A 16,110-nucleotide genomic window follows, 5' to 3' on the forward strand; every position below is an offset into this window, starting at 1 on the left:
CCGGCCATGGGCCGCGCCGCGCGACCAACGAAGCGGGCCTCGGACGAACCGAAAATTGCCTTCGTTAAGCGTCCGGGACCACACGATCCTTCTATTAATGATTTGTTAACCATTTTAAACGGTTTAGTCAGCTTAGATTTTTGGGGGAATGGAGTACGGGTTCCGTGAGTGAGCTGCAGAAGCTTCTGAGCGATCCTCGGTTCCGGCCCGTCGACAAGACCGTGCGTGAACCGAGCGCCGCGTCCGAAGCCAATCTCGGCAACGTCCTGCGCGTCGTCACCTCGATGCATGCGCAGACCGGGATCCCGACGCCGCAATCGCCGCCGCAGGATTGGGACGCGCTGATCCACCGCGTGCAGGCCGCAGCCCGCCAGGCGCGCGAGATTGAGGCGCAGGCCCGGGAGCGGGAGGAGCGCATCGAGCACGTGCTGGAGCGGGTTCGGGAGGACATCAACGCCTCCAACGAGCGCGCCCGCATCGCCGAGATGCAGGCCCGTGACGCTCAGGTGCGCGCCGAGGCGCAGGTCATTGCAGCCGAGGAGCGCGCCAAGGCGGCCGAGGCGCGCGCCCTCGTCGCCGAGGAGCGGGCCCGGAACGCGGAGGCGTGGCTCGGGCGGGTTCAGGACGCGATCGTGGCCGAGTTCTCGGACCTGGCCAATCAGGCCGCCGCATGAGCAGCCTGGCGAGAGCTGCGATCGAGTCACCGGCCGGCCCTCTCGGGCTGCGCGGCGGCACACCCGACCCGATCGATCGGGTCGTGGCGCTGTTCTCCGGTCCCGCGCCCGCCGCGCCCGCCGAAGGCGAGGACTGGTCGGCCTCCCTGGCCGCCGTGCGGGGTGTCGCGACCCGGGTGCGCGCTCTGCAGAAGAGCGCTCAGGATTCGGTCCGCGAGGCCCAGCGCGCGATGCGCGAGTCCGAGACGGCGGCACGCGCGGCCGAGGACCGGGCCCGGCACGCCGAGGGATTGCTGCGCGAGGCGGTCGGACGGGCGGAGCGCGCCGAGGAGCAGGCCCGCACGGCGGGCGAACGGGCCGACCGGGCGGAGGCGCAGACCACGGAGGCCCGCGCCTGGCTGCGCCGCATGCACGAATGCATGGTCAGCGAGTTCGGCGCGTTGACCCAGGACGTCCCCGAACCGTGAGCGGATCTCGGCGCGGGCTCAGGCAGCGGACGCCCCCGGCGGCGTGACGCGGCTCGGCTACGCGGCCACCGGCGGTGCCGCGACGTCGACCGCGTGCTGCGTCCAGGCATAGGGCTCGATGCGGCCGTGATACACCGCGATCTCGAGCTGCAGGATCCGGATGCAGGCGTCGGACAGCGTCGGCAGCAGGTCGTGCCCGGCAGCGTCGATGACGGATCGGATCGCGGCGAGCGGGCGGTCGTCCTCGTAGGTCACGAGCACCGCCTCCTCCGTGCCCGGATCGAGCGGGTTACTGCAATACTGGGCCGGCATCGGGCGATCCCCCGCGGAAGCGTCCGCGCCGGCTGCGCGTAGGCCCGCCCTGTAACAGCCCGATGAAGGGAGCCGCCCGGCCGGAGCGATCGTCGACGACGACCCGGCGGCAACCGCAATGCGACCAACCTATTTAAGCTCGCGACAACGCATCACCTGACACACTGAGGTTGCCTCGCGTCAGTTCGACGCCGTCTGCCCGGCAGGATGGCCGTGACACTCAGCCTCGTCCTCAGCACCGCGCTCGCGCTCGTCACCGGGGCAGCGGCCCTGCTGTGGGCCGGCTTCGTCGCTCCGGAGATGGATGAGTTCGTCGACGCGCCCAGCATCCGCGACTTGCGTACGTGGTAGGCGCCGAGCGCCGCGCCGAGCTGCCCGCCGCACCTGCGGGGTCGGAGAAGGTCCCGGGTGACCGGGCGTTTCGCGGGGCGCTGCAAGGATGTTTTCACCGTGCGCCGAGGGGGCGAGAACCCTTCGGCGCCGCCGTCATTGCTAGGGGATGACCGTGTTCACGATCGTGCCTTCGGCTCCGCCGCAGCCCGGCAGGCCCGTGCGGGACCGCCCCGTCGGCCGCCAGGGAGCCTTGCTGGAACAGCTCGCGCGCGAGTTGAACGTCCCGGCCGAGGCGTTCCTGGACGAGCCGCCGGACGGGGATGCCGGCGAGCTCTTCGCCCTGGTGCGGCACTGGCTGGCGATCGGCGACAGCCAGGCGCGCCGGCGCGTCCTGAGCCTGGCGCGCCAGGAGGCCGAGCGGTCCGGCTACAGCGAGTGCGCCTGAACGGCGCCGCACGGTCTTCGACGGCCGGCGCGGGCGCGCTATGACGCGGTCGGTGCCCTCGCGGCGAGGGCCGGTTCACGGAGGCTTCCCATGGATCTCGGCTTGAGCGGGCGCCGGGCGCTCGTCTGCGCGGCGAGCAAGGGGCTGGGCAAGGGCTGTGCCCTGGCGCTGGCCCGCGAGGGCGTCGCGGTGACGATCACGGCCCGCAACGCGGAAATTCTGGAGCGCACCGCCGCGGAGATCCGCAGCGCGACGGGTGCCGCCGTCACCATCGTGCCGGGTGACATCGCCACCGAGGCCGGCCGGGCCGCGGCGCTGGCCGCCTGCCCCGAGCCCGACATCCTGATCAACAATGCCGGCGGCCCGCCGCCGGGCGACTTCCGCGACTGGGACCGGGATGCCTGGATCCGGGCGCTCGACGCCAACATGCTGGCGCCGATCGCGCTCATCAAGGCGACGGTCGACGGGATGATCGAGCGGAAGTTCGGCCGGATCGTCAACATCACCTCCGGCGCCGTGAAGGCGCCGATCGAGCATCTCGGGCTGTCGAACGGCGCCCGCTCGGGGCTGACCGGCTTCGTGGCCGGCCTCGCCCGGAAGACCGTGCGGCACAACGTGACGATCAACAACCTGCTGCCCGGCCCCTTCGACACCGACCGGATCCGCAGCAACGCCGAGGCGGGCGCCGCCAAGGCGGGGACCACCGTGGAGGCGTTCCTGGAGGCCCGGGCGCGCGACAACCCCGCCGGCCGCTTCGGCCACCCGGACGAGTTCGGCGCCGCCTGCGCGTTCCTGTGCAGCCAGCAGGCCGGCTTCATCACCGGGCAGAACCTGCTGATGGATGGCGGCGCCTATCCCGGCACGTTCTGAGGCGGGCCTCCCGCTTGCATGGCCCTGCAGGTCTGTCATTCGGTGAAGATCATGAGCGTACGCGAGACCGTCGAGGAGCGTCTGGCCCGGATCGGGGAGGGGGACCCGGCGGTCTTCACCCGGCTCTACCCGGCCGAGGCCCGCGCGGCGGCGGATGCCGCGGATGCGCGGTGCCGGGACGGGATCTCCCTCGGGCCCCTCGACGGCGCGATGGTCTCGATCAAGGACCTGTTCGACGTGGCGGGCGAGACCACGCGCGCCGGCTCGATCCTGCTGGCGGACGCCGCCCCGGCACGGGCCGATGCTCCGGTGGTGGCGCGCCTGCGCCGGGCCGGGGCGGTGATCCTGGCCAAGACCAACATGTCCGAGTTCGCCTTCTCGGGGCTCGGCCTCAACCCGCATTTCGGCACCCCCGGCAACGCGGCCGATCCGGCGCGCATCCCGGGCGGATCGTCCTCGGGCGCCGGCGTCTCGGTGGGGCAGGGCACGAGCGACATCGCGATCGGGTCGGACACCGGCGGCTCCGTGCGGATCCCGGCCTCGCTGAACGGCGTCGTGGGCTTCAAGCCGACCGCCCGCCGCGTGCCGCTGGACGGCGCCTTCCCGCTGTCGTTCTCCCTCGATTCCCTCGGTCCCCTCGCCCGGACGGTGGCGGATTGCGCGGCCGCGGATGCCGTGATGGCGGGCGAGGAGCCCGTGCCGGTGGAGGCGTTCGCCGTGGCCGGCCTGCGCATCGGCGTGCCGCGGGGCCTGCTGTTCACCGAGACGGAGCCGCTCGTCGCCGAGGCGTTCGAGCGGGTGCTGGCCCTCTTGTCCCGGAGCGGCGCCCGGATCGTCGACCACCCGGTCGACGACCTTCTCGCCGCCATGGACGCGGCGCTGCCGGACGGCTCCATCGCGGCGATCGAGGCCGCGGCGATCCACGCCGACTGGCTGGACAGCGAAGCCTCCCGCTACGACAGGCGGGTCCACCGCCGGATCGTGGCCGGCCGGATCGCCACGGCCGCGGGCTACATCCGGACGATGCGCCGGCGGGCCGAGCTGATCGCCGCCTTCGACCGGCGGCTCGCCCCGCTCGACGTGCTGGTGCTCCCGGCGACGGCCACCACGGCGCCGCTGATCGCGCCGCTGGAGGCGGACGATGCCGTCTTCCTGGCGGCCAATCGCCTGATGCTGCGCAACACGGCCTTCGGCAATTTCTTCGACCTCACCGGCCTGTCCCTGCCGATGCTGGGCCTGTCCCGGCCGGCGGGGCTGATGCTGCTCGCCCGGCACGGCCAGGACCGCCGGCTGCTGGCGATCGGGGCCGGGATCGAGGCCGCGCTGGCGGGCTGAGGCCGTCATCGCCCCGCCGCATCGTCGGCCGGCGCGCACCGACCTGCGCGCGGCGCATTGCCCGGCCTTCCCCCGTGGTGCACCCTGCGGGCGATTCCGGGCCCGGGCCTCGCCCCGTAGCGCCCGGATCGCGGGACCGCCTGCGCCGGGCGGCGATCCCGGAGAGCCGATTGGGCCGACCGGCAGGGAACCGTCGCATGAGCGCAGCCACGCAGTCGATCGTTGCGGACCGGGACGCGGGTCCCGCCGACCAGGCCGAAATCCAGGCGATGCGCGTCGACCTCGCGGCCGCCTACCGGCTGATCCATCGGCTGGGCCTCGACGACAGCATCTACACCCACATCTCGGCGCGGCTTCCGGGGGGCGGGCACCGGTTCCTAATCAACCCCTACGGGATGCGCTTCGAGGAGGTGACGCCGGAGAACCTCGTCACCGTCGACATCGACGGGCGGGTGCTCGAGGATCCGATGGGACTCGGCATCAACCCGGCGGGGTTCACGATCCACAGCGCCATCCACGCCGCCCGCCACGACGCGATCTGCGTGCTGCACACCCACACGGTGGCGGGCGTGGCGGTCTCCTGCCAGGAGGAGGGGCTCCTGCCCCTGAACCAGTGGTCGATGCAGTTCACGGGGCGCGTCGCCTACCACGCCTATGAGGGCATCGCCCTCGACCTCGACGAGCGCCAGCGCCTCGTGGCCGATCTCGGCGACAAGCCCGTGATGGTGCTGCGCAACCACGGCCTGCTGACCTGCGGCCGCACAGTCGGCGAGGCGTTCCGGCTGATGCACAACATGGAGCGCTCGTGCCGGGCGCAGCTGGCGATCCAGGCGGCCGGCGCGCCGGTGATCCGGCCCTCCTCCGCCATCGCCACCAAGACCGCCGGGCAATACGCCGCCGGCTACGACCGCGTCGTGGTCCAGGGGGCGCCCGACAATGAGTGGGAGGCGTTCAAGCGGATGCTGGCGCGGACGGATCCGGATTTCTTCGCACATGGGTGAGGGCGGGACGGGCGCCGGCTGACCAGCTCGGTCGAGGCGCGCCTCTCCGTCACCGCGAGCGCAGCGAAGCGCCCCAGAGCAGCGGGACGTCCCAGGACGGTGCGCGTCCCTGGGTTGCTTCGCTCCGCTCGCAAGGACGGCGGTGCCGCAATCACCGACCGGAGACAGTATGAAGCGTCAATCGGGCGTCTCCTTCCCTGCGGGGGAGGGAGACCGCGGCACGCGCCTCACCCCTCAGTCCAGGCGCTGCTCGACCGGTAGGTCTGCTTCAGGAACGCGATGAACGCCCGGGTCTTGGCCGGCACGAAGGCCCGGCTTGGATAGACCGCGAAGATGCCCGCCGAGGCCGCGGCCGTGTAGGCGGGCAACACCACCTCCAGAAGCCCGTCGCGCAGCTCCGCATGCACGTCCCAGGTGGAGCGGAGCGCGATCCCGAGGCCGCCGATCACCGCCTCGCGCACCACCTCGTTGGAATGGGTGCGCAGGGGACCGGACGCGCTCACCGTGCACGGCCCCTCCGGCCCGACGAGCCGCCAGGGATTCTGGTTCTCGGTGGCGAGGCAGACATGGCCGCGCAGGTCGTCGAGGCTCTGCGGCCGCCCCCGCCGCGTCGAGGTAGCCCGGCCGCGCGCAGAGAACCCGCCGCACCGGCGCGAGACGCACCGCGGTCAGCCCGGAACTCTCCAGCGCGCCGACCCGGATCGCGAGATCGTAGCCGCGCTCGACGATCGACTCGAAATCGTCGCTCAGCTCCAGATTGAGCACGAGGTCGGGGTGGAGGGCGAAGAAGGCCCGCAGGTGCGGGACGATGTGCAGCCGCCCGAAAGAGCTCGGCGCCGTCACCCGCAGCGTGCCGCGGGCCCGCGTCGCATTCTGCGACACGAGGCTCTCGGCCTCCGCGATGGCGTCGACGATCGGGGCGATCCGCTCGAAGAAGGCCGCCCCGATATCGGTCGGGGCCACGCGCCGGGTGGTGCGGTGCAGCAGGCGCACGGCGAGCCGTTCCTCCAGCCGCTTCAGCCGCTTCGAGACTACCGCCACCGACAGGCCGAGTTCCGACCCGGCCTGGGTCAGGCTGCCGGTCCGGACAACCCGGGCGAAGATCTCCAGGTCGCTCTGATCGTGCATTCTCAACGCTGCGGAAAGAATCAAATCCCTTTTGCCGCCTTTTTCGCGGATGCCAAGGGGTCTATCGAGGGTGAACTCAAAAAATTTTCATGGGCCGTTCGACTTTTTCTGACGTTCGGCGCCCGCCGCATCCCAGGAGATCGCCATGTCGAGCCTCGTCGTCGCCGAGGACCTCCGCACCTTCCTGTCCGAGGAGGCGCTGCCCGGAACAGGCCTCTCGGCCGACCAGTTCTGGTCGGGCTTCGCGGCGCTCGTCCGCGATCTCGCACCGCGCAATCGGGCGCTGCTCGACCGGCGCGACGGCCTGCAGGCCGACATCGATTCCTGGCACCGCGACCACCGCGGCCAGCCGCACGACCCGGCGGCCTACGCGGTCTACCTGACGCGGATCGGCTACCTGCAGCCGGAGCCCGAGGCCGTGCAGGTGACCACCGAGAACGTGGACGCGGAGATCGCCGCCGTCGCCGGGCCGCAGCTCGTCGTGCCGATCTCCAATGCCCGCTACGCGCTGAACGCCGCCAATGCCCGCTGGGGCAGCCTCTACGATGCCCTCTACGGCACCGACGCGATCCCGCAGGACGGCGACCTCGCGCCTGGCACCGGCTTCAACCCGGCCCGGGGCGCCGCGGTGGTGGCCAGGACCAAGGCGTTCCTCGACGCGGCCGCGCCGCTCAGCGTCGGCTCCTGGGCCGATGCCGTGGGTTTTGCCGTGACGGGCGGCCGCCTCGCGATCGACCTCGGCGCCGGCCGTAATGCCGGCCTGACCGGCCCGGCGGACTTCGCGGGCTTCACCGGCACCCCCGAGGCGCCGACCGCACTCCTGCTGCGCCACAACGGCCTGCACGTCGAGATCGTGATCGACCGGACGAGCCCGATCGGCCGCACCGACCCGGCCGGCATCGCCGACGTGGTGCTGGAGGCGGCCCTCTCGACCATCATGGACATGGAGGATTCGGTCGCCGCCGTGGACTCGGCCGACAAGGTCGCGGTCTATCGCAGCTGGCTCGGCCTGATGCGCGGCGACCTCACCGCCAGCCTGTCCAAGGGCGGCCGCACCGTCGAGCGGCGGCTCGCCGCGGACCGGACCTACACGGCCCCCGGCGGCGGCAGCCTGACCCTGCCGGGGCGGTCGCTGATGCTGGTCCGGCATGTCGGCCATCACATGTACACGGATGCCGTGACCCTCGACGGCGCCGAGATCCCCGAGACGATCCTCGACGCGGCCGTCACCGCGCTGATCGCCCTGCACGACCTGAAGGGCACCGGTCCGCTCCGCAACAGCCGGACCGGCTCGGTCTACATGGTCAAGCCCAAGCTGCACGGCCCCGAGGAGGTCGCCTTCGCGGTCGAGCTGTTCGGCCGGGTCGAGGCGCTGGTCGGCCTCGCGCCGCGGACGCTCAAGATCGGCGTGATGGACGAGGAGCGGCGCACGACGCTCAACCTCAAGGCTGCGATCGCGGCCGCCTCCGACCGGTTGTTCTTCATCAACACCGGCTTCCTCGACCGGACCGGCGACGAGATCCACACCTCGCTGGAGGCCGGCCCCGTGGTCCGCAAGGATTCCATGAAGGCGACCGCCTGGATCAAGGCCTACGAGGACGGCAACGTCGATGCCGGCCTCGCCTGCGGGCTGCCGGGCCACGCGCAGATCGGCAAGGGCATGTGGGCCGCTCCAGACCGGATGGCGGCGATGCTGGAGGCCAAGGGCGGCCATCCCGAGGCCGGGGCCAACACCGCCTGGGTCCCGTCCCCGACCGCCGCGACGCTGCACGCGCTTCACTATCATCAGACCGACGTGCGCGCACGCCAGGCGGACCTCGCCGGCCGGGCGCCCGCGACCCGGGCCGCCATGCTGACCCTGCCGCTCGCCGAGGGCCCCTTCGCGCCGGAGGCAGTGCGGGAGGAGCTCGACAACAATTGCCAAGGGATCCTGGGCTACGTGGTCCGCTGGATCGACCAGGGCGTCGGCTGCTCGAAGGTGCCCGACATCCACGAGGTCGGCCTGATGGAGGATCGCGCCACCCTGCGGATCTCCAGCCAGCACATCGCCAACTGGCTGCGCCACGGGATCGTCGACCGCGCGCAGGTCGAGGCGGCCCTGCGGCGGATGGCGGGCGTGGTCGACCGCCAGAACGCCGGCGATCCGGCTTATCGGCCGATGGCCCCGGGCTTCGACGGGCCGGCCTTCCGGGCGGCGGAAGCCCTGGTGTTCGAGGGAGCACAGCAGCCGAACGGCTACACCGAGTTCGTGCTGCACCGGTTCCGCCGCGAGGCGAAGCGCCGGGCCGCGTGAGGCGCGCCGCCTCGGCGCCAGTCGATCGGACACGGTCGCTCCGGCGCCGGCCAGACGGGGGCGGGAGCGCCCGCCCTCGTCTCAGCGTCCCTTGCGCGTCATGACGTAGACGAGGAGGTTCGCCACCGCCCGGTAGAACTCCGCCGGGATCGCGCGGTCGACCTCAACATGGTCGTACATCGCCCGGGTGAGAGCCTTGTCGATCACGACCTCGATCCGGTGCTTCTCGGCGATCTCCCGGATGCGCAGGGCGATGAGATCCTTGCCCTTGGCCAGCACCATCGGGGCATCGTTCTCGCCCTGGTCGTAGCGCAGCGCGATGGCATAATGCGTGGGATTGGCCAGGATCATCGTGGCGCGGGGGACCGCCGCCATCATCTGCTTGCGCAGGCGATCCTGCGCAAGCGACCGCATCTTCGCCTTGACGAGCGGATCGCCCTCCGTCTGCTTGAACTCGTCCTTGAGCTCCTGCCGCGACATCCGCAAGTCACGCTGCCAGCGTAGCCGGGTCCAGACCAAGTCACCGGCGACCAGCGCGATCGTCGCCACGCTGACGGCGGAGACGAGCCGGACCGACAGGGTCAGCAGGAACTCGGGCAATCCGATCGGATCCACGAACATGATATTGATGATCTCGTGCCGGTCAGCCCGCAGGACCATGTAGGACATGCTGCCAATCGCGAGGAACTTGAAGAGACTTTTCCCGAACTCGATGGATCCTTGTAAGCTGAAGAGCCTGTTCCAGCCGCTGACGGGCGAAAGCCGGGACCATTGCGGCCGGATCCGATCGAACACGATGCGGGGCGCATTCTGAAAGATCGAGGCGACAATTCCGGAGACGAGGAGGATCACCAGGATCGGCAGCAGGAACCGGCCCATCTCCAGAGCCAGGGCGTGGACGAGGCGCGTCGCGTCGCGGCTGGTCTCCACGCTGAAACTCCGCGGCTGCTCCATGATCAGCGCGAGCCGGCACACGAAAGGAACGCCCTGGTCCCGCGCCACGAAGACCAGAAAGATCATCAAGCCCAGGATGGAGGCGAAGACCGGCGCCTCCCGCGAGAACGGAATGTTCCCCTGTGTGATCGCTTCGCCCACCTTCTTGTCGCTCGCGGGCTCGGTTTTGCTCTCCTTGTCGTCGGACATTGCGGCGGACCGGTTTCCAGTGCTCCCCGCCGGGCCGGCGACCGCTTCGGCGGAGAGGACGCGTCAGAAGGGAAGCTCAGGGCCATCCCCGAGCCGGAACGGCGCTAGCGGAAGTACGTCTCGTCCGAATCGCTCGGACTGAGCTCGATCTCGCCGCGCGCCGCCATTTCGAGGGCCTGATCGGTGATGGCGCGACGGGCCTCCAGCACGTCCCGCTGCGAGGCGGGCTCGCCGCCCTCCAGCTCGTGCTCGACGAGGCGCCGGGCGCGGGCGGTCAGGGCGCTCAGCACGACGTTCCGCAGCTGGCCGCTGGTGCCCTTCAGCGCGAGAATGACCTTCTCGTGCGGGATCTGGTCGAACAGCGTCGTGCGCGCCCGCGGCGTCATATGGATGATGTCGTCGAAGGTGAAGAGCAGGCTCTTCAGGATCTCGGCCGATTTCGGACGCGACTGGGTGAGGTTATCCAGAACCTCCTCCATGCTCTGGCGCTCCATCTTGTTGATGATGTCCGCCATCCGCGAATGGGTATCCGCCGCGGCGTTGCGCGCCAGATTGATCATGAAGTCCTCATGGATCGTCTGCTCGATCATCTTCATGGTCGCATCGACGATCGGCTTGAACGTCAGCATCCGCCGCATGATGCCGTTGCGGATCGGGGCCGGCAGCTGCGCCATCACCTTGGCGGCGCAGGCCGGCTTGACCTTCGACAGGATGAGGGCCGCCGTCTGCGGGTGCTCCTTGATCAGGTAGCCCGCCAAGGCGGCCTCGGAGCCGTTGGAGATCCGGTCCCAGATCGAGCGTTCGCCGGCGCCGAGCACGTCCGACATGATGTCGGCGATCTGATCGGGCGGCAGGACACCCTCCAGCAGCTTCTCCATCTGGCGGGCCGTCCCGATCAGGTTGGCGCCGTCGGCGAAGAAGGCGGCGAGCTGCTCGACGATGGCTTCGAGCTGCGTCCGCGGAACCGGCCCGAGCTGCGAGACCGCGCGGGTGATCTGCTTCAGCTCGGCACTGTCGAAATACTTGACGAGGCGGCTGGCCGTGTCCTTGCTCATCGCGATGAGGACGGCCGCAACCTCCTCGGCGGGCGTCAGGACTCTTCGACCAACCGTGGTCACGGTGCCTGCGGCCATGGCGATGCTTCCTGTCAGCCGTTGGAATCGGCCGAGGCGGGGCCGACGATCTCAGTGAGCGAGACGCCGAAACGCGAGTTGTCGTCCTCGACCACGACCACCTCGCCCCGGGCAATGACCCGGCCGTTCACGACCACGTCGACAGGCTCGCCGACGCGATGGTCCAGGGGCACGATCGCGCCCCGCCCCAGCTTCATCAGGTTGGAGACCGGCATCGTGGCCGAGCCGAGGACCACCTGCATCAGGACCGGGATCCGCAGGATGGAATCGAGGTTTCGGCCGCTGCCCAGGCGCTCATCCTGCGCGCGCTGATCTTCGGCCTGCGCCTCGATCTTCGCGAACAAGCTCTCGCTGTGACTGCTCTCATGCCCAGATTCGGCGTTCGGCTGGTCCGAGGGGGGGACATCACGTGCTCCTCAACGAAGGGAAGGTCCGCACTGCGGGTCGCCGAAACCGGCACCCATCGAGCGGCGAGGTTCTGGTGCCGGCAACCGGCGTCAGGCGCTGGTCAGGCTGCCTCCGACCGTGGTCTCGTGGCTGGCGGCGGATTGCGCGGAGCTCATCAGCCGAGCCCGCTCGGCCCGCAATTCGGCCAGCGCCGCCTTGGCGGATTCGATCTCCCGGCTGAGATCCTCGAGGACGACTCGCCCGTCCTGAGCGAAGGACTGGACGGCATTGCTCGCGCCGACCAGGGCGGAGGCGCTCCAATCCACCATATCCCGATACTGCGCATGATAGCGGTCCAGCCGCTTCAGCCGCATGTACATCGGCACGAGGCAGGCGGTCGTCGCGACCAACGCGGCGAAGAGCAGGGCCTCAGCGAGCGAGAACATCATCGATAAACTCCTGGTCCTGATCGATGAAGCGGTCCACACGCAGGACGATCGCACCATCCTCCTGCCCGACATCGCACCAGAACAGCTCCCGGTCGTTGCCGACGAGCTTGACCCGGCTGCGGGGGGTCGCCCGGAGTTCCAGAACCTGACCGACCTCCAGAGCGGCGATGGCGCCCAGTGTCAGGTGCTTCTCCTCCAGGATCGCCTTCAGCGTCACCGGGGTCTTCTGCACCTCGCCGGCGATCTGCCGGGTCCACCGGGAATCCCGGGCCGAACTCTCGCCGACCAGGATGCGCGCCAGGCTCTGGCGCATCGGGTTGAGGACCGATTGCGGGATGACGATGAACATCTCGCCGCCGCGGTTGAGCGCCTGCAGGAGGAATTTCGCCGCGACCGCCTGGTTGTTCCGGCGGCCGATCACCGCGAAATCCATCCGCAGCTCGGTCCGCTCGAGCTTGAACGGCGTGTCCGCCACGAGTGCGAAGGCAGATTGCATCGCCTTGCCGATCTGCTCGAACAGGCGCTGGGCGATCCGCATCTCGATATTCGAGAACGACCGCTCCTCGTCGAGGGGCGGCTCGGAGCCGTCGGAGCCGAACAGGACCTCGACCATCGTGAAGATGAAGTCGCGGTCGAAGCCGACCAGGATATGGCTGTCCCATTCCGGCGCCTGGAAGATGCCGGCGATCGCGTTCGACTCGTAGGGCTCGAGGATGTCCCCGAAGCGCTGGCTCTCCACGTTGCTCAGCGAGAAATAGACCGGAGAGGCCGCGAAATGCCGAAGCTGATCCGCACAGAAGGTCGCGACCCTGTCGAGGATCACGTGCAGCATCGGCAGGCGTTCGAGGGAGAGGCCGGCCGCGTCCAGCAGCCGATCCCGGATGTCGTTGACGACTTGCTGACGGTCCATGATCAGGCCGCCTCACGCAGGACGGTTTCGCCGCGCGGCAAGCCCGTGATCGTCGCGTTCTCGACCTCGTCGATGGTCGGCCGGTAGGCCGCCGTGATCGCCTTGCGGCCGTGCTCGACGGCAATTTGCGGGAGGGCGCCGTTCATGTAGGCCAGCAGGGTCTGCTTCACGATCACGTAGACCCGCGCCTGCGCATCGCGGGTGGCCTTCACCTTGTTGGCCAGCGGCGCCACCACCGTGTAGGAGGCGAAGATGCCCGTGAAGGTGCCCACCAGCGCGGAGCCGATCAGGCTTCCCAGGAGAGCGGGCGACTGGTCGAGGGCGCCCATCGCCTTCACGATGCCGAGGATCGCCGCCACGATGCCCAGGGCCGGCAGCCCGTCGGCCATGCTCATCAGCGCGTTGTAGACCTTCAGCTTGTCGCCGCGATGGGTGGCGATCTCCTCCTCCATCAGCGCCTCGATCTCGTAAGGTCGCGCGTTGCCGATCAGGACGAGGCGGATGTAATCGCAGATGAACTGGGTCAGCTCCTCGTCCCGCGTCACCCGGGGATAGGCCCGGAAAATCTCGGACTGATCGGGTTTCTCCAGGTGGCTTTCCACCTCGTTGCGCGGTTTGGAGCGCAGCTCCCGCGTCAGCGCGAACAGCAGGCCCAGCAGCGCCAGGTAATCGTCTCGTTTCGGCACCCGCCCGAGGGCCGCCTCCAGAAGGGCCCGGCCGGTATCCACGACGACCTTGGAGGAATTGGCCACCGCGTATGCACCGGCGGCCGCCCCCCCGATAATGATGAACTCGAAGGGCTGCCAGATCACCATCAGGTGGCCGCCCATCGCCGAGAAGCCGCCCCCGACGCAGGCGACCGCAATCAGCAAGCCGATGACAACACCCACGCGCCGCGCCCCCAAACCCGTTCCGATCGGTCCCGGGCTAGAGCGCTATGCTTGCGCAGGGCTGGAGCGGCGACCTCGCACCCAAGCACCGCGTGTACAGAACCGAGGCGAGCAAGGTCCAGGCAAGCTCACGAACCTAGAATCGGGAGAAACCGCAGATGAAGGACCCGCCTCATGCTTTCGACCTTCACTGATTATCGATCGATCACAGCAAATCTGCAGAAATCTCTGAGCCGGACCGCCTCGGAGCCGGCATCGAAGAACGAGATCAAGTATTTTCAGGATCATATCGGTCAGATCAAGACGGTTGACGATTTTCTCGGAAACAACCGGCTCTACACCTTCGCCATGAAGGCGTTCGGCCTCGACGACATGATCTACGCCAAGGGCTTCATGAGGAAGGTCCTCCTGGGTGAGGCGGATGCGAACGGCCGTGTCCTGGTCACCCGGTTGCAGGACGAGCGCTACAGGGATTTCGCCGCCGCCTTCAACTTCAGGACTCTCGGTGACGATCCGAGCAGAATAGAGCATTCCGACGACCCCGAAATTCAAGACATTCTCGACAAGATGGCTCCGAAGCAGAGCCTGGCGGAAAAAAGAGCCGCCTACGACACACAGACTCAAAGTTCTGTTAAATACATTCAGGACATGTCGGAAGCCGGCGTCGATCTGAACGACGTTGTGAAGGATTCCAAGCTCTCAGAGATTGTCCGAACGACGGTCGGCCTACCGCCGGCGTCCGAATACGACGACGCGTGGACAAAAAAGGAGCAGATCCAGAGCAAATTGGACCCTGACACATTCAAGGACCCGTACAAGCTGAGCACATTCATCAGCAAATTCATAGAAATTCGCTATGAGGGCAGAAACTCCGTTGTCGATCCGTACTTCCGGCCGACCGGAACCTACGCCGACTCGGATGCCGAGCTCGAGAAACAGTCGCAGTATTTCCGAGACAAGGCCAGCGCTGTCCACGCAGCTAAGGACATCGTCGCAGATCCGGCGCTGACGGACGTGGTCGTGGCCGCGCTCGGCCTCCCCGCTGACACCAGCGCGAGGCGGCCCGATGAGCAGGCCAAGCTGATCGACAAGAAACTCGATGTCGCGAGCCTGCAGGATCCCAAGAAGCTCAGCCAGCTGCTCGATCGGTTCAAGGATGCGCGGCATGCAAGCCGCACGGCTACGGTCGATGCCTATGTCCAGAAGACGCTCGAGACGGAGGCCGGCAACGAGAACGAGGGCGTGAGGCTCGCCCTGTATTTCCGGCGCAAGGCACCGACCGTGACATCCGCGTACGGCTTCCTGGCCGACCCGGCCTTGGCCGAAGTCGTTCGGACCACGCTCGGCCTTCCGCCTGAAGCGGCAAAGAGCAGCATCGACGGGCAGGCGAGCCTGATCAACCGCAAGTTCAATATCGCGAGCCTCAAGGATCCGGCCAAGCTCGATCAGTTCATCAAGCGCTTCACCATCCTGTGGGACGCGAAGAACGACACGGCGTCGACACCGGCGCTGTCGCTGCTGAACGGCTCCGGTTCTGGCCTCGACCCGGACGTCATTCTCAAGCTGCAGGGCATCCGGCAGGGAGGCCGCTGACATGCAATCGTCACTCTACGTCACCCTGTCCGCCCAGGTCGCACTGGAACAGCGCCTGAACACGGTGGCGACCAACGTCGCCAATCTGGGGACGGCCGGCTACCGCGCGGAGGAAGTGAAGTTCGAGACGATCCTGTCCCAGGCCGGGCACCGCGAGGTGGCCTTCTCGACGCCGGGCGAGACGTTTCTGTCGCGCAAGGCCGGTCCGCTGACCAAGACGGACTCGCCCCTCGATGTCGGCCTTCAGGGCGACGGCTGGCTGGCCGTGCGGGGACCGCGGGGTCCCGTCTATACCCGGGACGGCCGCATGCAGGTCACGGCGGCGGGCGACCTCCAAGATCTCAACGGGCGCGCGATCCTGGATCCCGGCGGGTCGCCCCTGACGGTCGATCCGGAAGGGGCGCCGCTCACGATCGGTCAGGACGGGATCATATCCCAGGGCACCAACCAGGTCGGCGCGCTCGGCGTGTTCCGCCTCGATCCGGCCGCCAAGCTCACGCGCGTCGCCGGCGGCGCGGTGACGTCGGACATCCCGGGTCGGCCGATCCTCGACTTCAACCAGCGCGACGAGACCACCGTTCGGGTTCAGCAGGGCTTCCAGGAAGGGGCCAACGTCAACCCGATCATGGAGATGTCACGGCTCATCGAGATCACGCGCACCTTCCAGAGTGCAGCGGCGGCCGTGGCGGAGTCGGAATCGTCGCTGCAGGACGCGATCCGCGGCCTCGGCCCATCCGCGTAGGCCGC

General features: G+C 68.9%; 17 protein-coding genes and 1 pseudogene. 10 read left to right on the forward strand and 8 right to left on the reverse strand.

What is annotated here, in order from left to right:
• The first annotated feature begins 164 nt into the window (after window positions 1-164).
• Together ABIE45_RS18065 and ABIE45_RS18070 are read left to right on the forward strand one after the other, a co-directional pair.
• The gene (locus ABIE45_RS18065) at window positions 165-674 is read left to right on the forward strand and encodes a hypothetical protein (protein ID WP_192711160.1); all 510 of its coding nucleotides are present in this window, start codon (window positions 165-167) and stop codon (window positions 672-674) included.
• Window positions 671-1,141 (forward strand): hypothetical protein, encoded by a 471-nt coding sequence (locus ABIE45_RS18070; protein WP_192711161.1) that lies wholly within the window; start codon window positions 671-673, stop codon window positions 1,139-1,141. The genes ABIE45_RS18065 and ABIE45_RS18070 overlap by 4 nt, the downstream gene beginning before the upstream one ends.
• A 57-nt stretch (window positions 1,142-1,198) precedes the next feature.
• Here ABIE45_RS18070 and ABIE45_RS18075 read toward each other — a convergent pair whose 3' ends face one another.
• The gene (locus ABIE45_RS18075) at window positions 1,199-1,453 is read right to left on the reverse strand and encodes a hypothetical protein (protein WP_192711162.1); all 255 of its coding nucleotides are present in this window, start codon (window positions 1,451-1,453) and stop codon (window positions 1,199-1,201) included.
• A gap of 213 nt (window positions 1,454-1,666) precedes the next feature.
• Between ABIE45_RS18075 and ABIE45_RS18080 the strand changes: the two genes are divergently transcribed.
• The 5 genes from ABIE45_RS18080 to ABIE45_RS18100 all read left to right on the forward strand — a co-directional run bounded on the left by ABIE45_RS18080 (window position 1,667) and on the right by ABIE45_RS18100 (window position 5,437).
• Window positions 1,667-1,804, forward strand: a complete 138-nt coding sequence (locus tag ABIE45_RS18080; protein ID WP_192711163.1) for a hypothetical protein — start codon at window positions 1,667-1,669, stop codon at window positions 1,802-1,804.
• Window positions 1,805-2,036: 232 nt separating this feature from the next.
• Window positions 2,037-2,231 carry a hypothetical protein gene (locus tag ABIE45_RS18085; protein WP_192711164.1) on the forward strand — a complete coding sequence of 65 codons (195 nt, stop codon included), beginning with the start codon at window positions 2,037-2,039 and terminating at the stop codon, window positions 2,229-2,231.
• 90 nt (window positions 2,232-2,321) lie between these two features.
• Window positions 2,322-3,101 carry an SDR family oxidoreductase gene (locus tag ABIE45_RS18090; protein ID WP_192711165.1) on the forward strand — a complete coding sequence of 260 codons (780 nt, stop codon included), beginning with the start codon at window positions 2,322-2,324 and terminating at the stop codon, window positions 3,099-3,101.
• A gap of 51 nt (window positions 3,102-3,152) precedes the next feature.
• Complete coding sequence (locus ABIE45_RS18095) at window positions 3,153-4,436, forward strand: amidase (RefSeq protein ID WP_192711166.1); 1,284 nt, start codon at window positions 3,153-3,155, stop codon at window positions 4,434-4,436.
• Window positions 4,437-4,633: 197 nt separating this feature from the next.
• Complete coding sequence (locus ABIE45_RS18100; protein ID WP_192711167.1) at window positions 4,634-5,437, forward strand: class II aldolase/adducin family protein; 804 nt, start codon at window positions 4,634-4,636, stop codon at window positions 5,435-5,437.
• A 227-nt stretch (window positions 5,438-5,664) separates the two neighbouring features.
• On the opposite strand, the pseudogene ABIE45_RS18105 reads toward ABIE45_RS18100, so the two are convergent.
• Window positions 5,665-6,565: pseudogene (locus ABIE45_RS18105) on the reverse strand (LysR family transcriptional regulator).
• A 145-nt stretch (window positions 6,566-6,710) separates the two neighbouring features.
• On the opposite strand from ABIE45_RS18105, the gene ABIE45_RS18110 reads away from it, so the two are divergent.
• A complete protein-coding gene (locus ABIE45_RS18110) occupies window positions 6,711-8,858 on the forward strand; it encodes a malate synthase G (protein WP_192711169.1) in 2,148 nt (715 codons plus the stop codon).
• 81 nt (window positions 8,859-8,939) lie between these two features.
• On the opposite strand, the gene flhB is transcribed toward ABIE45_RS18110, so the two are convergent.
• From flhB to motA, 6 genes are all read right to left on the reverse strand, one after another.
• Complete coding sequence (gene flhB, locus ABIE45_RS18115) at window positions 8,940-10,001, reverse strand: flagellar biosynthesis protein FlhB (protein WP_192711170.1); 1,062 nt, start codon at window positions 9,999-10,001, stop codon at window positions 8,940-8,942.
• A 104-nt stretch (window positions 10,002-10,105) separates the two neighbouring features.
• Entirely contained in the window at window positions 10,106-11,134 is a 1,029-nt protein-coding gene (locus ABIE45_RS18120) for a flagellar motor switch protein FliG (protein ID WP_192711171.1), read from the reverse strand.
• Window positions 11,135-11,148: 14 nt separating this feature from the next.
• Window positions 11,149-11,466, reverse strand: a complete 318-nt coding sequence (fliN, locus tag ABIE45_RS18125; protein ID WP_373622891.1) for a flagellar motor switch protein FliN — start codon at window positions 11,464-11,466, stop codon at window positions 11,149-11,151.
• 165 nt (window positions 11,467-11,631) lie between these two features.
• Complete coding sequence (locus ABIE45_RS18130; RefSeq protein WP_373622434.1) at window positions 11,632-11,970, reverse strand: hypothetical protein; 339 nt, start codon at window positions 11,968-11,970, stop codon at window positions 11,632-11,634.
• The gene (locus ABIE45_RS18135) at window positions 11,951-12,880 is read right to left on the reverse strand and encodes a FliM/FliN family flagellar motor switch protein (protein WP_192711173.1); all 930 of its coding nucleotides are present in this window, start codon (window positions 12,878-12,880) and stop codon (window positions 11,951-11,953) included. Before ABIE45_RS18135 ends, ABIE45_RS18130 begins: the two co-directional genes overlap by 20 nt.
• Before the next feature lie 2 nt (window positions 12,881-12,882).
• Complete coding sequence (gene motA, locus ABIE45_RS18140; RefSeq protein ID WP_192711174.1) at window positions 12,883-13,770, reverse strand: flagellar motor stator protein MotA; 888 nt, start codon at window positions 13,768-13,770, stop codon at window positions 12,883-12,885.
• 174 nt (window positions 13,771-13,944) lie between these two features.
• On the opposite strand from motA, the gene ABIE45_RS18145 reads away from it, so the two are divergent.
• Entirely contained in the window at window positions 13,945-15,363 is a 1,419-nt protein-coding gene (locus ABIE45_RS18145) for a DUF1217 domain-containing protein (RefSeq protein ID WP_192711175.1), read from the forward strand.
• Window position 15,364: 1 nt separating this feature from the next.
• Window positions 15,365-16,105: a flagellar basal-body rod protein FlgF gene (gene flgF, locus ABIE45_RS18150; protein ID WP_192711176.1), complete on the forward strand. Its 741-nt coding sequence runs from the start codon at window positions 15,365-15,367 to the stop codon at window positions 16,103-16,105.
• Window positions 16,106-16,110: the final 5 nt, after the last annotated feature.

Origin of the sequence: Methylobacterium sp. OAE515, from assembly GCF_041806315.1 — a bacterium.
GTDB classification, from domain to species: Bacteria; Pseudomonadota; Alphaproteobacteria; order Rhizobiales; family Beijerinckiaceae; genus Methylobacterium; species Methylobacterium tardum.